Source organism: Lysinibacillus boronitolerans JCM 21713 = 10a = NBRC 103108 (assembly GCF_000772935.1).
In the GTDB taxonomy this organism is placed as follows: domain Bacteria; phylum Bacillota; class Bacilli; order Bacillales_A; family Planococcaceae; genus Lysinibacillus; species Lysinibacillus boronitolerans.
Genome location: NZ_JPVR01000081.1, coordinates 207,764 through 223,593 on the forward strand (window position 1 = coordinate 207,764; position 15,830 = coordinate 223,593).

Sequence of the window (15,830 nt, forward strand, 5' to 3'; positions counted from 1 at the left end):
GTACGGTCGATTCTTTATTAAAATTTGAACCTTCTGAACATTTGTACAGAATAACAACTTCATAATACTCAAATTATTTATTTTCTTTGAAATTGTATCATAACTTTGGCTATTGTCACAATTCCATTTTCAAAGTGTTATTGCTGCTTTTGTTTGAGATTCTTAAAGCGGATGACAGAGCCGATGATAATAAAGACCCACCCGATGCCTATGTAAACAATTTTCATTGTTTTTGTCGATGACGGTAAAATATCCATAATCGTTAAACAGACAAAAAGTATTCCGATGATTGAAAAAAGCATACCAATTGTTAAATTCTTCACGAATAACCCTCCCAACTATGTACGCCCTCGATTTTACCGTATTCTCAGCAAAAAGAAAACACTAATCCAAGCAAGAAACACTTGGATTAGTGTAGATTGTGTCATTATGCTTTTGCATGGGCAAAAAACTCTTCATATAACGCTTGTAAAATGCGGTTTTCATATTCCTGAAGGACCCCAAACACGAGGCTCACTTCAGAAGAACCTTGATTGATCATTTCAATATTTGCGCCAGTTTTTGAAATCGCTGTGGCAGCACGGGCAGCTAAACCTGTATTATGACGCATCCCCTCGCCCACAATCACGATCATGGAAAAACCGTGACGCATTTCTACATACTCTGCATGTAACTCTTCTTTCACACGGCTAATAATGCGTGCTTCATTTTCTGGTGTTAGTTGATTCGAACGCATGATGACAGAAATATCGTCTAAACCAGATGGTGTGTGTTCATAAGAAATATTTTCATCTTCTAAAATTTGGAGTAGCTTACGTCCAAAGCCTACCTCACGATTCATCAAATATTTAGAGACATATAAAGTTGAAAAGCCACTGTCTGCCGAAATACCTGTAACTGGACGACCTGTTGCAGGACGGCTTGGTACAATACGTGTACCTGGGGCTGATGGATTATTAGTATTTTTTATGTTAACGGGCACCCCAATCTTGTAGACAGGCATTAACGCTTCATCATGGAACACTGAAAAGCCTGCATATGATAATTCGCGCATTTCGCGATACGTAATTTCTTTAATTTCCACTGGATCATTGACAACCTTCGGATTCGCGGAGAACACACAATCCACATCCGTAAAGTTTTCATAAAGCTCCGCTTCAACGGCTGCTGCTAAAATGGAGCCTGTAATATCAGAGCCACCGCGGTCAAATGTCCGCAATACGCCCGCTTTAGTGTAACCGAAGAACCCTGGGAACACAATAATTTCTTTTGTGTCTTTTAAAGGGGCTAAATTAGCATACGCTTCAGGTAATGCAAAGGTTCTTTCTGGTAAATCATTGACCACTAAACCTTCTTTAGGACTGACATAGCGTGCGGGCATACCAATGGCATTAAAGTAAGCTGCAATAAGCTTAGCGTTATTATCTTCACCTGCTGCTTTAATACTATCGATGAATAATTCCACATTTGTTTTGTCACCTTGTACACGTTCACGTAAATCTTCTGCGATTACGTCACAAATGGCATTATCTAGCCCCAAACCGTCCGCAATCGCTCTAAAACGATCCACAACAGTCTGCAATCTTTCCTCTGTATTCTCTTGTTGTACCGCTGCATTTGCTAATTGTATTAATAGGTCTGTTACTTTTATATCGTCACCAGAGCGTTTCCCTGGTGCTGAAACGGCAACAATCTTACGCGCCGGATTAGATTTTACAATGTTTGCTACTTTTTGTATTTGTTCTGCACTTGCTACAGATGTTCCACCAAATTTACACACGATCATATCTATCAAATCCTAACTTTATCAAATTAATTGTATTCCTCCACAAAACAATTGACTGTACACAGTGTACAAATTATCGTTTCCTACGTCAATACAATTTAAAAAATTCACGCAATTTTTCGAGAAATATGGACAATTTTCGTACTGTTTGATTTATTATACGGATTTCACATGAAATAGTTAAGGTTTTTGTGAATTTTTTTTCGTGACATTCACATAATCGTGAAATTTTCCGTTTTGACTTTCTTCTATATAATAAAGAAAACGCTTACTCCATTTATGATATGCACAAATATCCACTATGTCTGTGCTATTTTGTATGTACCGCTAATTCCTTCAGCAAGGATTTTTCTTTTATTTATGTGGTTTATCGCTCGTTATCGAGGATTTATTGGTCAATCGCGGGTATTTCCCTTCAATTCGCGGGTATTTCCCTTCAATTCGCGGGTATTCACTTCTCTACCGCGTGTATCTTCACTCGATTCGCGGGTATTCACTTCTCTACCGCGTGTATCTTCACTCGATTCGCGGGTATTCACCCTCATCCATAAAAAAACTAGGCTCACGTCAAGTGAAGCCTAGTTTTGTTGTTACTATATGATTAAATGGCTGTCCAGCCGCCATCGATTACGAGCTCTGCTCCTGTCATGAAGCGGGATTCGTCTGATGCTAGGAACACTACGCCAAAAGCTACATCTTCAGGCTCACCGAAGTATGGTAATTGTGTGTACGCTTGATAGTATGGCAATGCACCGCCCTCTTCCATCGTAGGTGCTGTCATTGGTGTCACGATAATGCCTGGGTGAACAGAATTCACACGAATTTTATCTTTACCATATTCAATCGCAGCCGATTTAGAAAGCACACGAAGCGCGCCTTTTGCTGCTGTATATGGGCTTGTACCCGCCATTCCCACGATCCCACCGATCGAAGAAATATTGATAATGGACCCACCGCCAGCTTTTTGCATTTCAGGAATCACATATTTCATGCCAATGATACAGCCATTCAGGTTAATATCCATTATTTTATTCCATTCAGCCATTTCCATGTTGGCAATTGTTTTTGGTGATGAAACGCCTGCATTGTTGACGAGGATATCCACTTTGCCATATGCCTTTACAGCCTCGGCAATCACCGCTTTCCACTCATCCTCCGAAGTAACATTATGTTGAAGACCAATAATGTCTCCACCATTTTCTTTAATTTCTTTTACTAAATTATTCAAGGGCTCGATTTGTACATCTGTTGCAATGACCTTTGCGCCTTCTTGTGCAAATAGTTTTGCCTCAGAAGCGCCCATTCCCATTGCTGCTCCTGTAATAATTGCTACTTTCCCATTTAAACGACCCATCATAAAACTCCCTTTCTTCTATATAAATGAACAATTCGTGAACACGTTAACAACTAGTTGTATTATCGACACCGTGTCGTTAATATAATTATAACGCGCAATTGAAAAAGGGCAAACAACACCGAAGCCCGTAATGACGCTTTCACAACACTTGCAATCGGACTGTTGTTTAAATAGAAAATTTAATACAAGGAGCTTCAAAATGTCGAAAAAAATGGACCCTCGCGTCATCAGAACGCGCCAATTATTAAGAGATGCATTAGTGGCCTTAATTGATGAACAAGGCTATGAAAAGATTACGGTACAGGATATTACACAAAGGGCTACATTAAATCGTGCCACTTTTTATTTACATTACCGTGATAAATTAGACCTTCTCTATCAAAGCTCTGAAGAAGCCTTGCATGAGCTTGTAAGTAGTATCCATCCACCCTCTGAAGAGAAGAAGGATTTTGATTTATTACCAAATTATGAACAGCCTCATGAGACATTTATGCATTTATTTGAACAAATAGCGCTGAATAGTAAGCTATACAAGGTCTATCTCACGGAAAAAAATATCCCTTATTTCTCCGATGGCCTTAAAGACATTATTATCAATTTTGTCTCAAGCGGCATTCAAGTAATGGAACCTGACGACCAAAAACTGACCGTGCCCCGCGAAATGGCCGTCCGTTTTTATGCGGCTGCCTTTCTTGAAGTAATTGTCTGGTGGTTAGAAAATGATATGCCTTATACCCCAAAATTTATGGCGACCCAGTTAATGCGTATTACCATTAAAGGCCCTTATATTGACAACCCTTTTGAAAGATAAAAGCAGAGCACCAAATTTCAATTAACAACAAAAGGTAATCACAACGCATATGTGATTACCTTTCTCTATTTGTCTCGAAAGTTATACGATTTTCATGTTTAATTCTCTAGTAGGGTTATAGAATTGTAACCATTTATCCGCTTCACTGACCATCCACGTTCCAAATTCATTTAAAAACAATAACAAAACGTTCGTATCGATTATGGGTGTGATTGCATATTCAAGTGCCCTTCTCATGTCGCTTTCCTTGTCAGGGAAATATTCTGAGAACCGTTTATAGGCGGGGTATAAATCTCTTGTATAGGTGTTTTCCTTTGTTATGACAAGTGCAAGCCCTGCTCTTACTATAATTTTCATAATCCACTTACAACAATCTTTAATATCCTCTCTATCCGAATTATCTTGAAGGTCATCACAGGCATTTTTTATTTGCCCCTGCAAATGAATAAGGTGGTCATTCGCTAAAGCCTCGTCCGCTTTATATCTTGGTAATCGAGGTATTAAATCCTCTCCAAAAACACATATACTAGGTTTGGAGGATGAAACTAATGATTGAAAAAGATGTCGTATTTAAAATATCTTCTTTGCCGTATACACTTAGCTCAATCCCATCTACACAATGATGGTTTTGAGTTAATGCTTGTTCTACTTCCTTTATCCGCTTTACCTGCTGTTTTTTAGGATTTTGCTTCGTAACCGCTATTGTGTCTAAGTCAGCTACTCCTTCAATCCCTATACCCTTTGGAATCGATCCCCTTATATATGCTATGTAAGTCATCTTGGAGAAGGGTGCGATACGTATGAATCACATCGTTGATGACAGGAAGAAAAATAGGGTTGATTTTATTCCAATCTGCATGATTAATTATGTATCCATCACTATCCGTCACACATAAGCTTCCAATTGCTTTTATCGTGGTCATTACATCGCTCCTTTTAGGTGACTGATTTGCTTAAAAATAGGATAGCATGTCCTATACAAACACACTATCCTACTTTCATGTTGGAAGTCCTTTGAAACTATCATTTACTTTTCTTTAAATTCAAATTCAATTTTTCCTTCTACCAAACGAAGGGCTGCATTAAATTGTTTGCCATTCTTTGATTTAAAGCCTTTCATCATAGCTGTTTTCCCACTCTTACATAAATCATGGATGTTTTTTTCCGTTAGTTTTTTTCCTAATAGCCTTTGTGGGAACGTTTGCTTACAACCATTTTTATAATTCGAACATCCGTAAAAGCTTTTACGAAAGCCTATTTTCCCTTCCTTACATGCTGGGCACATGGCAATATCTTTTACCACGGCTGGTTTAAACTGCTCCGCTTCAATTGTCAGTGCCTCTAACTGTTTAGGTACCTCTGCTATTAATTGATGAATAAACTTGCCTATGCTTTCAATAAAATGCTTAGCAGAGCCTTCTCCCTGACCAATTTTATGTAAGTATATTTCCCATTTAGCCGTCATGGATGGACTTGACAGTAATGTCCCTTCAATTGCCTGACATAAAAGCCGGCCTTTCGATGTAATGCTCACGATATTTTTTCGTACGTCAATAAATCCATGCTTCTTAATCGTCTCGATAATGCCACTCCGAGTTGCCTCCGTTCCAATCCCTTCAATCGATTTCAGCACCTCGATTTCCTCTTCATCCTCAACCGATTTACCACATGTTTTCATCATCGTAATGAGTTGGCCTTCTGTATAGGGCTTCGGAGGTGTTGTCGTGCCTTCTAGTATAGCAATCTTACTTTGTACCACCTCATCCTGGAAGACAACAGGTAACGACTCCTCACGCGCCTGCACCTCCGTCTCATTTGAAAATAATTCCCTCCAGCCTTTGACAAGCTCTGTTTTCCCTACTGTTTTAAATTCTACATTTTTGACATTCGTTAGAATCGTTTTTTCATCGTATTCATAATCCTGGTGAAACATAGCGAGTGTCGTATTGAGGATTTCAAAATAAATATTTCGTTCATCCGTATTCATGGATTGCAACGCTTTTGCCGTCGGTATTTTTTTCGTTGGAATAATTGCATAGTGCTCCCCAACATTGGCACTGTCGACATAGCGCTTGTTCTTCCCTCGATTGATTGGCTGAAATGCTTTTCCCACGAGCTGCTGATAGTTTCCTAATGATTCATTTAAATAAGCAAACTCATTATGTGTAATGAGCTGTGAATCGGTACGTGGATAAGAAACGAGCTTTTTCTCATAAAGTGATTGCGTAAGTTTCAACACATAGGACGGACTGTATTTCCAACGTTTATTGGCAGCCGCTTGTAATGTGGAAAGCGCATGGAGTTTAGGTGGTGCAATCCGCTTCGTTTTGTTCATAACACTTGTAATGAGGCCTGTATCATGCGGTTCAATCCCATGCTGTTGCAATAACTGCACTGCCTCTGCACGCTCTTTTGTCTTTAGCTTTGCCTTCCCTTTATACACACCATGTTGAGCTTTAAAAACCCCTTCGATTTCATAAAATTTTTCAGGCTTAAACTGTTCAATTTCCTGCTGTCTTTTATAAATTAAATAGACGGTTGGCGATTGCACTCGTCCGATGGAGATGCTGCCCTTGAAGCCTTTTTTCTGCAACAGTAGCGTATAGAGGCGACTACAGTTCATACCTACTAACCAATCGCTAATTTGACGCGTTTTTGCTTCTTGATACATAAGCAAGTCCCGGTCATTATCTTGCATATGATTAAACCCTTTACGGATTTCCTCCACTTCTAATGAATTAATCCATAATCGTTTCACTGGCTTATTTACTTTTGTCATTTTCAAAAGGGAGTAGAAGATATTTGAACCCTCACGTTCACTATCACAGCAGTTATAAATCATCGTTACTTGGGGATCACTAAAGATTTTTTTGACTGCATTGAATTGTGGATACATTTTAGAGACCACTTTATCTTCAAATTTTTGCGGAATGATCGGTAATGAAGCAAGCGACCATTTCTCCCATTCCTTTTGATATTCTTTCGGCTCCTTTAATTCAACAAGATGACCAACCGCCCAGGTAATAACTGCCCCATGAGGAAAAGTAGCACAGGGTTCCAGTTCAATAAAGGTTTTCTCTTTGTGCTTCACTTTAAAGGCGTCTGCATATGCTCTTGCTTGAGATGGTTTCTCTGCTAATATCGCAATTTTCCCCATTAATCATCACATCTTCTTTACAATATTTTAGTAGCTTTTTCTATAAAAACATAAAACTCAACTAATTAGATTAGTTGAGTTGATGGTGAAATACCTTACTACTATTTTACTTTAAACCATATAAAATAGCACTTACTAAAATCTTTGAGCTCTTTTAAAGCAAATTATAAAGAATCAAAAATTTTCTTTACCCATTCAAGATACGCTCGCATATAGTATGCCTGCTTAAAGCCGTGATTCTGGCCCTCTGCTACAATCACAGTCACATCCGCGTCTGCGTTTCGTGCGGATTGAATATATTCCTGTGGACCTTTTACCCCGATTGCTAAATCCTTTGTCCCATAAGCTATAAACTGAGGTATATGAGCTGTTCTGAAATGCGTAGATAAATCTGTCTGCTGTAAGAGCTCTTCACGCTTTTCTGGATTTCTAACATCTTCATCATTAAAAGAAGCAAAGAGCATGGGCACATTATAGCGATACGTCAATGCAGGGTAAATCATAGCAGCGGATGCTACTCGATCATCAACTGCATCAATGGCATCAGGCTGATAACGAGCAGGAAACAGATTTTCACCCTGAATAAGGTTAATAAAGCTACCCGTCTGATAACCTCCAGCACTAAAACCTATCAAACCAATTCGATCTGGATGGAGACCATATTCATTGGCATGATAACGTAGATAACGGACAGCACGCTGAACATCTAGCTGTGGAATAGGCCACTCATAGGGATTGGAACGATAGTGGAGAACGAATGCATTTATACCTGCTTTATTTAATGATGCAGCTACTTCCTTTCCTTCCGCTGTTCCTCCATCCATTTCCTTAAAGCCATAACCACCACCTGGCATAATAATGACGGCACTGTCACTGTTCGCTACCGTATAAGGAATCAGATAGGGCGCTTCTTCATAGGTTGATTTTTCATAGCCCCCTTCAATCTCATGGATGTAGGTAAAGGTATCAATGGCCGCTTCATTGTCTTTATAGTCTTCCCCCACAATGCCAGTGGAAAATTTGAATGTCGCCAAAAGTCTGTTAGGATTGCACTTAATATTCATATCGTCTAGCTTACTTCCCGAATGATTACCTGCCACTTCTTCTCCCCAAATCTCCACCTTGTTTTCAATATCCGCAACTGGCTTGCCTGGTTGATTCCCGAACGGATTAATCACAAGAATAGCGTATCCAATCCCCATAAACAAAGTCAGTATAGCTAGAAGGATTCCTACTATCTTGGCTATTTTCTTCGCTATCCTCATTATCATAACCTCCATTAAATTGACTTATGTATCGTTGACTATCGAAATCTATATAAAAAACTGGGTCCTCACTTAACTTACTTATAATTTCTGTGATGGTAATGTGTAAGATATATTCAGCTAAGCTCGATAAGGACCGTTATTTCCCTTCTCAACAGACACACGTTTACTATTTATTATCTCGGGTAAAGGATTATTAATCTTTAGCTCATTCTTTAGTAATGAACGATTGAAGATTTTGTATAGCATCAATACAATGATTTTCTAATGGATTAGAGGAAGCATGACGCATTCCTTACTAAAGAAATGCCTGAAGACCACAAATTTTAAAAAAACTGCATACGTACCTTGTAATGACGTAAACTATAAAAACACAACAATAATTCTTACGGAATAGAAGGTAGGTATTGTAAAAAAGAAGGAGAGATACGATGTTTGATGAAGCTGCATATTTTATTTTTAGAGCGCTGTTAATTTTAACGGTTTTGGTTGTTGTAGTTGGAATCCCACTTGGTGAAACACTGATTAGAAAAAAATAAAACTGCATCTAAATGGATGCAGTTTTTGATTTTTATCCTACTTTGTGTCGATAAAAATTGGGATTGGTGAATTAGTAACCATATAGAACCCCATTCATACTATTATCCACCTTATGGGACTGTATTACTCATAACCGTCACAAAGCCGTTCAACGAGGCTGTATCAATTAATTGAAGTATTCCCAGTCTTGCGGTATCACTGTAGACATACCAATGATTTGCAGTAGTATCATGCACCAAAACCCCGCCCGAGTCCCCTGTTGAAAAATAAATATCGAACCGTTTGATACTATTCGAGTTTTGGTCTAAAAAATCAAATTGCGCATTTTTATCATAGCTCCCTACCGGAATGGGATGAGAATCCCAAGGATTATATGTAGGTGCTTCGATTTTACTTCCATTATTTTTTATAAAAGTATTATAAATAGCTTCGTTATAACCATTCCCATTGATTTGCTGTACGACTCCGCCTAATGTCATATGATATTCGTATTGCAATGCTTTTACTTTTATACCATCAATAAAGAGAGGCTGTGTCTCAACCGTTACTGTACCGTTTTTGTAAGTGATATTGCTGCCAAATGTTTCGGCAAGAAAACGCATCGGAACAAAAGTACGATTATTCTTCATGTATGGCTCTACATCAAGCAGTTCTGTTTTACCGTTTTTCACCACTTGATTACTATTAAGTTTTAGTGTTACCTGTATATCGTTTTTAGTAAGTGTGATTTGAGCATCCGTCCATGTAACATTTACCCCTAAATTTTCACTAATTACACGTAAAGGAACCATTGTCCGATTACTTTTAACTTCTGGATTTACATCAGATGCAATTGTAACACCGTCAACTTTTATTTGAAAATCGGCTGCATATGCCGGTGACGAAGTCATGATTAGAATCAACCCAAGAAAAATTCCTGAGAACACTTTTTTCAACTTTGAACACTCCTTTTCTCACTATTCTCCCCAAAAATACATTCCACTAAATATTTTACCATAAAAATCCACCTATATCGTTAAACTATTCTGCTCTTTATTCAATCTACATGACTCATTAAAAGAAGACGCGTTTCGAAATAAACGCGTCCGATTGTTAGATAAAGATACTGATGAAAATTATCAACTAGAATTGATGTCCTTTCTAAAAAGCTAATAAATTCCCCTGCTAAAGGCTGGCTGCCAAATTCCTTGGGCATTTTTCTCCATATCTAGCTCTGTTGGTCCTTCAAGTGAAATAAATTTTACAACCCCTGTTGTATCTGTTTGTTGCTCAAACTCCGCATGTTCTAGCCCAGCAAAGAGGTTTGCAATAATAAGGCGATTTATTTCCTTTGTAAACAACTCCTGACGTACGATTTTCGTTTTCTCATAATATCTTCGAACACTTTCTGTTTCTTCGTTCCTATTTGTTGTAAACAATGCTTCATATGTTTCATAATCTTTTTCAATATCACTCAATAAAAACATTTTAGTAATCGCTTGGGGTGTCATATTTTTTAACTTTTCAATATTATAATCCGCTTTAAAGGCATCAAAAACTTGCTGCTCCTGTTCAGTCAATTCAAATGTTAGCTCAAAATTTTGAAAGCCTACGACCTTACCGACTAATTGCCCCTCACTAATTTTCATAATCGTATGGCCTTCGTCACTGTCATAGACAACAATTTCTTTTTCTTTCGCAGAAATCGATTTGTCATTGAATGGTGCTGGTCTTGTTCCAAAATTATGAAAAAAGTAAGGATTCTTAAATGGGTCATTAATATCCTCTTTTTTTATTTGCTCATTTAATCCATGAACTTTTAATGGGGTATCCTCTACTAAAATTTGCCCTTGCTTCATTGCTACATGATCATTCCCTAATCCTACTACAGTTGAAACGACAAGCCCATCCGTTCCATAAAAGGCAATATAATCGCCATACGTAATGGGGGCTTCCTTATCGATAATCATTGGCAAAAAATGCAGCATCCATTGTTCCCCAAGTAGATGGGCATATTTCGGTCTAATGATGTCTAAAGAGGAAACATCATCGACAATCGGTAATAGCTCATTTTGCTGACTTGCGGTTTGTAGGTTATTCTTTTGAGAAAATTCAACGAAAAGCATTAACCCAATAATGAAACAAGCTGCAATAGAGACCGAGATGACCTGCCAGTTAAACTTTCTTTTTATGGGTTTCTTTTGCAATATGCGTTGCTTGATGTCGTTTGTAAATGGGGCATCTTGTCGCAATTCTTCTTTTAGCTTGTCTTTAAATTCCTTCATAAAATAGTGCCTCCAGCTCCTGATTTGTTTTCAACAATTCTCTCGCTCGACGAATCCTTGTACGAACGGTGTTTTGTGAGACATTTAATAAACTAGCAATTTCAGAAACATCAAATTCTTCATAATAAAACAGTACAATGACTTCCCTATAATGAAGTGGTAATGCAAAGACAATTTGCTTTAAAGTTGCAAAATCTTCAGTTGCTATATACGTTTGCTCCACAGATGGTTCAGTTCTGCCTAGTGGTAAAAGCTTTGAAATAAATGATTTTCTCTTTTGTTTTCGTAGTTCATCGTGACAGCAATTAATAGCGATACGGGTTAAATACGTTTTCAATGAAGCATCTTTTCTAAAATCGTCTTTATGTAATAAGTACTTCATGAGCACGTCCTGTGTAATCTCCTCTGCAAGCTGAAAATCCTTCATATATAAATAGCTAAGATGATACAAATATTCACCATATTGTTCTACGATTTGTTCCAACAACAACTCACCTCGTTTCAATCCTACTACTTAGACGCTCGTTTTCTAAAAAATTGTTCAATCTCCTGGAAATATTTTAGAGTAGCCTTTTTATCAAGATTGCAGTAGTATGCAATGCACTTCTAGATGATGCAACAATGCCTATGTAGTAGATGGGCTTACTCATAAGGGCTCTTTTCATGAAGAAAGACGCTTTCCTATTATTTCAGAAAAGCGTCCGAGAAAATCGTTATTCAACTATAACTATAGTTCGTTCAAGAAGGACTGATCTTTGTTCGATTTGTTAAATAAATCTATTCTTTCTTTTATACTTTCGTTCCTGCTAATATCCCACCATTCAACGACCACATAAATCTCATGTATATCTTTCAGTGTAATAAAGTCACCGTTTTTATTGATGTATGGCCCTGCAATAGCACCAGTTGTATATTTTGCTATATTCGTCTCACCAGTAACTGAATCAGTATGAACTACTGAATCATCACTCTCTATCACCACATGCGTTTCAAAATGGAAGAAATCTGTCATATACGCATTGACGTTTTTCATTTTTAAGGTCCCAAATCCTGCTTTAAAGTCTTCTGGTGTTATAGCAATTTCATAACCAGTTAGATTCCAGCTTTTACTTTCACCCATCAATAATAAATAATAAGTATTACCACCTTTTTGAGCATTGCAGCCAGATAGTACAAAGAACGACACTATCAAATAAATGCAAGGTACTAAACCTTTTATATATTTCTTCATTCAATCCCCCTTTGAAAAATGAATGCTATTTAACTCTTTAAAAGAAAAAGACACGTTCCTAAATAAACGCACCCTTTTTTGGAATAAAAAATGAGTTACTCACTATTCATAAACTTTTGTAGGCAACTTGAACGATTTGTTGTTCACCATTCTTCTCAAAAAACTTATAATTTTCCATCCCAATTTTTTCTGCAACTTTTTGTGATGGAATATTTTTTAAGGTCGTATATGAAAATATTTCAGAATAGCCCAAAACATTAAACGCATATTTCTTACAAGCAAACGCCGCTTCTGTAGCGTACCCCTTATTCCAATAGGCTTTAATAATGTGAAACCCGATTTCAGGTAACCATACACCGTCAATGTTCTGCATGGTTATCCCACAATCACCGATAAATCGATCCCCTTCTTTTAAAACAACTGCCCATAGTCCGTGATTATATTGCTTATAATTTTTCTCATTCCAGCTGATCCAATTTTTAACCTCTTCTTGATTAAAAGGATGCGGATAATATTGCATAGACTCTGGATCGGAAAGCACTTTTGATAATTCATGATGATCGTCCATTTTTAACGCTCTCAGGTATAATCGTTCCGTCTCGATAATCTTCAAACTACCCACCCTTTGCTTTTAATCTATTTTGCTACTATATTTCATTTAGATATACGCAGTACCTGCTTTTAGCACATTTGAAGCCAAAAAGTTACCCAAAGTAATGATGGACACACCAAACAACAAGAAACATACTCGCTATCCCCCAAGCAGTGGTACTCCATATCCACCAAACTACAGCTTTAGCTTTTGATGAATTTCCCTCTTCTTCCATATTCAACTTTATAAAAGCGACCTTACTTTCCATATCTTTTTTCATAGAAGCGAGCACAACAAATCCAATGATTATGAAACCAATAGTTACCCAAAGTAGTAGATCCACCTTTACACTCCCTTTATAGAATTGAATTTCACCGCAATTTATTATAATCATTAGATTCTACAAAGATAACAATATACCTTGTGTTAATTCAAGTGTGTTTAAGTATATCATGTATTAAAATGCTGAAACTTAAAGTGCCAGAAGCTTTGTTTGGAAACTTTACTTAAATGATAAACACGCAAATGTAAGATGTATTGCTTTACTCAACAATATGACCCTTAGATGAAAAGGAGCAAAATAGATGGCCCTATCCCTCACTTTTCACGTTGTATCCGCTACTTTTTACGTTCTAACCGCTACTTCAGAACCTATCCCTCACTTTGCCTGCTCTATCCATCACTTTTCACGTTGTATCCGCTACTTTTCATGTTTTAACCGCTACTTCAGAGCCTATCCCTCACTTTGTCTGCTCTATCCCTCACTTTTCACGTTGTATCCGCTACTTTTCACGTTTTAACCGCTACTTCAGAACCTATCCCTCACTTTGCCTGCTCTATCCATCACTTTTCACGTTGTATCCGCTACTTTTTACGTTCTAACCGCTACTTCAGAACCTATCCCTCACTTTGCCTGCTCTATCCATCACTTTTCACGTTGTATCCGCTACTTTTCACGTTCTAACCGCTACTTCAGAACCTATCCCTCACTTTGCCTGCTCTATCCATCACTTTTCACGTTGTATCCGCTACTTTTCATGTTTTAACCGCTACTTCAGAGCCTATCCCTCACTTTGTCTGCTCTATCCCTCACTTTTCACGTTGTATCCGCTACTTTTCACGTTTTAACCGCTACTTCAGAACCTATCCCTCACTTTGCCTGCTCTATCCCTCACTTTTCACGTTCTATCCGCTACTTTTCATGTTTTATCCGCTACTTCAGAACCCCAATGGATCCGCCAAGTGCAATTAATTGCATGTGACGCGCACTTAATTCCACGCTTTAGTTGTGAATCTTGATGATTATCTTTCCTAATGCTTACTCCTCATACGTTTAGATTTTCAAATACTTGCTCAAAAAAGGAATAAAAAAAACGCCCTTTTGGATTAACCAAAAGGACGATTCAACTCGTGTTATCACCTTTAATTTATAAGCAATTCACATTACTTACCTTAAGAAGTACGGTCATTTGACGATACTCTCGCACATGATTCGGATGCTTACGGGTGTAGCCTACTTAGAATGATCTTTTCGGTACACAGCTCCAAGATGAATTCTCACTCGTTTTACATGCACCTCTCATCAACCGCTAACTTTCTGTTCGTAAAAAATAATTGATGCTATTTTTTTCATAGCCTTTGTTCTATACAAATATTTCCTATGATATTTTACTATAGCGTGGTCGGTTCTTTTAGCATCTCACGAGAAAGAGTAGATTTTCACTAAATAAAGCGCCCGATTGTAAAAGACCCAAAATTACACTCTCTGAAAACCAAAAATATATTTCAATCATACGAACAGGCAACGAATTTCTTACTTTTTGTTCTTTTGATATACAATAAAAGTAAGGCCATTTAATAGCAATGTAAAAATGAGAAGGACGGCTGTGGCGATCACGACTGCACGTGTCGTGTCCATGAGTGCCGTCCAATCCTCAATTTTTACTAAATGATATTGATAAAACATCTGGAAGCTAATTGAAATTGCGCAGGCACTGATGCTGAGAACGGAAAGGATGCCCCAATTAGCATGTTCATGCTTATTATTTCCCATTAGATAAATAACTGGAAGTATCCAAGCGATTAGTCCTAGTAAGAGACTGCCAATATTAAGCCAACCCATCATAACGAATCCCTCTTTCTATTTGTATTGCTGTTTAACAATACTTAACGGTAAATTGTGGGAAAGGTTTCAAATAACTACATAAATAAACGCGCCCGATTGCCGAAGACATTATTCAATTAAAACTACCCTTATAAACTTTATCTTTTCGCTTCACTTGTATATGCATAAATATTTTCACTATTACTATACCAACTATTCCACCAAGTATATTACATAACAAGTAAATAGCATCTACAGAACCAATGTTCCTAGGAACTAAATTAAACGACCCTAATAGGAGACGTAAAAGCTCTATACCTAAACAACACAATATCACTATTAAAATGGCTTTATAATTAAAATGGAAAAGAACGAATAAAAATATCCCTAAAGGGAGTAATAATAAAAAATTATAAGCTAAAGCTGAATAGCTCCACAAATACATATTGAAGTGGATACTATCAAAAATTCCAAACCAATCATTAGCTGTAATAAAACTCCTACTATCGTCTGCTGGATTTAGAGGTAAAAGCGTTATTCCCCCTACTTTAATTTGAAGTAAACATAGTAAATAGAAGAGAAAGCTGTCTAGGATAACGCGTCTTTGATTATGCTTAATTTCTTTTCTAAAGTAATCAAGAAATACATCTATAAAAATATAGAACAACAAAACTAAAAATCCTAAAGGAACAATATTATATAGAACGTAGTTTGTATGCAAAG

Annotated in this window: 14 protein-coding genes and 1 pseudogene; 1 reads left to right on the forward strand and 14 read right to left on the reverse strand. The window is 37.3% G+C overall.

Annotation, left to right across the window (positions count from 1 at the left end):
- Positions 1 to 137 precede the first annotated feature (137 nt).
- The 3 genes from CD31_RS21600 to CD31_RS21610 all read right to left on the reverse strand — a co-directional run bounded on the left by CD31_RS21600 (position 138) and on the right by CD31_RS21610 (position 3,140).
- Positions 138 to 323 carry a hypothetical protein gene (locus CD31_RS21600; RefSeq protein WP_016994978.1) on the reverse strand — a complete coding sequence of 62 codons (186 nt, stop codon included), beginning with the start codon at positions 321 to 323 and terminating at the stop codon, positions 138 to 140.
- A 104-nt stretch (positions 324 to 427) separates the two neighbouring features.
- Positions 428 to 1,786, reverse strand: coding sequence for an aspartate kinase (locus CD31_RS21605; protein WP_036081139.1), 1,359 nt, complete (start codon positions 1,784 to 1,786; stop codon positions 428 to 430).
- Positions 1,787 to 2,387: 601 nt separating this feature from the next.
- The gene (locus tag CD31_RS21610; protein ID WP_036081142.1) at positions 2,388 to 3,140 is read right to left on the reverse strand and encodes a glucose 1-dehydrogenase; all 753 of its coding nucleotides are present in this window, start codon (positions 3,138 to 3,140) and stop codon (positions 2,388 to 2,390) included.
- A 202-nt stretch (positions 3,141 to 3,342) separates the two neighbouring features.
- On the opposite strand from CD31_RS21610, the gene CD31_RS21615 reads away from it, so the two are divergent.
- Positions 3,343 to 3,954 carry a TetR/AcrR family transcriptional regulator gene (locus CD31_RS21615; protein ID WP_036081146.1) on the forward strand — a complete coding sequence of 204 codons (612 nt, stop codon included), beginning with the start codon at positions 3,343 to 3,345 and terminating at the stop codon, positions 3,952 to 3,954.
- A gap of 81 nt (positions 3,955 to 4,035) precedes the next feature.
- Here CD31_RS21615 and CD31_RS21620 read toward each other — a convergent pair.
- The 11 genes and pseudogenes from CD31_RS21620 to CD31_RS21670 all read right to left on the reverse strand — a co-directional run bounded on the left by CD31_RS21620 (position 4,036) and on the right by CD31_RS21670 (position 15,828).
- Positions 4,036 to 4,877: pseudogene (locus CD31_RS21620) on the reverse strand (nucleotidyltransferase).
- Between the two features lie 104 nt (positions 4,878 to 4,981).
- Positions 4,982 to 7,111 carry a type IA DNA topoisomerase gene (locus tag CD31_RS21625; RefSeq protein ID WP_036081149.1) on the reverse strand — a complete coding sequence of 710 codons (2,130 nt, stop codon included), beginning with the start codon at positions 7,109 to 7,111 and terminating at the stop codon, positions 4,982 to 4,984.
- A gap of 164 nt (positions 7,112 to 7,275) precedes the next feature.
- Positions 7,276 to 8,376 carry an alpha/beta hydrolase gene (locus CD31_RS21630; protein ID WP_052125421.1) on the reverse strand — a complete coding sequence of 367 codons (1,101 nt, stop codon included), beginning with the start codon at positions 8,374 to 8,376 and terminating at the stop codon, positions 7,276 to 7,278.
- A gap of 650 nt (positions 8,377 to 9,026) precedes the next feature.
- On the reverse strand, positions 9,027 to 9,851 hold the full coding sequence (locus tag CD31_RS21635) for a copper amine oxidase N-terminal domain-containing protein (protein WP_036081152.1): 825 nt from the start codon (positions 9,849 to 9,851) through the stop codon (positions 9,027 to 9,029).
- A gap of 213 nt (positions 9,852 to 10,064) precedes the next feature.
- Positions 10,065 to 11,180 (reverse strand): hypothetical protein, encoded by a 1,116-nt coding sequence (locus CD31_RS21640; RefSeq protein ID WP_036081155.1) that lies wholly within the window; start codon positions 11,178 to 11,180, stop codon positions 10,065 to 10,067.
- Positions 11,167 to 11,664: an RNA polymerase sigma factor gene (locus CD31_RS21645; RefSeq protein WP_052125422.1), complete on the reverse strand. Its 498-nt coding sequence runs from the start codon at positions 11,662 to 11,664 to the stop codon at positions 11,167 to 11,169. The genes CD31_RS21640 and CD31_RS21645 overlap by 14 nt, the downstream gene beginning before the upstream one ends.
- 243 nt (positions 11,665 to 11,907) lie before the next feature.
- A complete protein-coding gene (locus CD31_RS21650; RefSeq protein WP_036081160.1) occupies positions 11,908 to 12,411 on the reverse strand; it encodes a hypothetical protein in 504 nt (167 codons plus the stop codon).
- Positions 12,412 to 12,517: 106 nt separating this feature from the next.
- On the reverse strand, positions 12,518 to 13,024 hold the full coding sequence (locus CD31_RS21655; RefSeq protein ID WP_036081163.1) for a GNAT family N-acetyltransferase: 507 nt from the start codon (positions 13,022 to 13,024) through the stop codon (positions 12,518 to 12,520).
- A 91-nt stretch (positions 13,025 to 13,115) separates the two neighbouring features.
- On the reverse strand, positions 13,116 to 13,346 hold the full coding sequence (locus tag CD31_RS21660) for a hypothetical protein (RefSeq protein WP_036081166.1): 231 nt from the start codon (positions 13,344 to 13,346) through the stop codon (positions 13,116 to 13,118).
- Between the two features lie 1,470 nt (positions 13,347 to 14,816).
- Complete coding sequence (locus tag CD31_RS21665; RefSeq protein ID WP_036081169.1) at positions 14,817 to 15,128, reverse strand: hypothetical protein; 312 nt, start codon at positions 15,126 to 15,128, stop codon at positions 14,817 to 14,819.
- Between the two features lie 112 nt (positions 15,129 to 15,240).
- Positions 15,241 to 15,828 carry a VanZ family protein gene (locus CD31_RS21670; protein WP_036081172.1) on the reverse strand — a complete coding sequence of 196 codons (588 nt, stop codon included), beginning with the start codon at positions 15,826 to 15,828 and terminating at the stop codon, positions 15,241 to 15,243.
- Positions 15,829 to 15,830 lie beyond the last annotated feature (2 nt).

What these genes read in the sequence shown, in the direction of transcription:
- CD31_RS21605 (WP_036081139.1), bottom strand. Translation starts at nt 1,786, where the DNA reads ATGATCGTGTGTAAATTTGGTGGAACATCTGTAGCAAGTGCAGAACAA.
- CD31_RS21610 (WP_036081142.1), bottom strand. Translation starts at nt 3,140, where the DNA reads ATGGGTCGTTTAAATGGGAAAGTAGCAATTATTACAGGAGCAGCAATG.
- CD31_RS21615 (WP_036081146.1), top strand. Translation starts at nt 3,343, where the DNA reads ATGTCGAAAAAAATGGACCCTCGCGTCATCAGAACGCGCCAATTATTA.
- CD31_RS21625 (WP_036081149.1), bottom strand. Translation starts at nt 7,111, where the DNA reads ATGGGGAAAATTGCGATATTAGCAGAGAAACCATCTCAAGCAAGAGCA.
- CD31_RS21630 (WP_052125421.1), bottom strand. Translation starts at nt 8,376, where the DNA reads ATGAGGATAGCGAAGAAAATAGCCAAGATAGTAGGAATCCTTCTAGCT.
- CD31_RS21640 (WP_036081155.1), bottom strand. Translation starts at nt 11,180, where the DNA reads ATGAAGGAATTTAAAGACAAGCTAAAAGAAGAATTGCGACAAGATGCC.
- CD31_RS21650 (WP_036081160.1), bottom strand. Translation starts at nt 12,411, where the DNA reads ATGAAGAAATATATAAAAGGTTTAGTACCTTGCATTTATTTGATAGTG.
- CD31_RS21665 (WP_036081169.1), bottom strand. Translation starts at nt 15,128, where the DNA reads ATGATGGGTTGGCTTAATATTGGCAGTCTCTTACTAGGACTAATCGCT.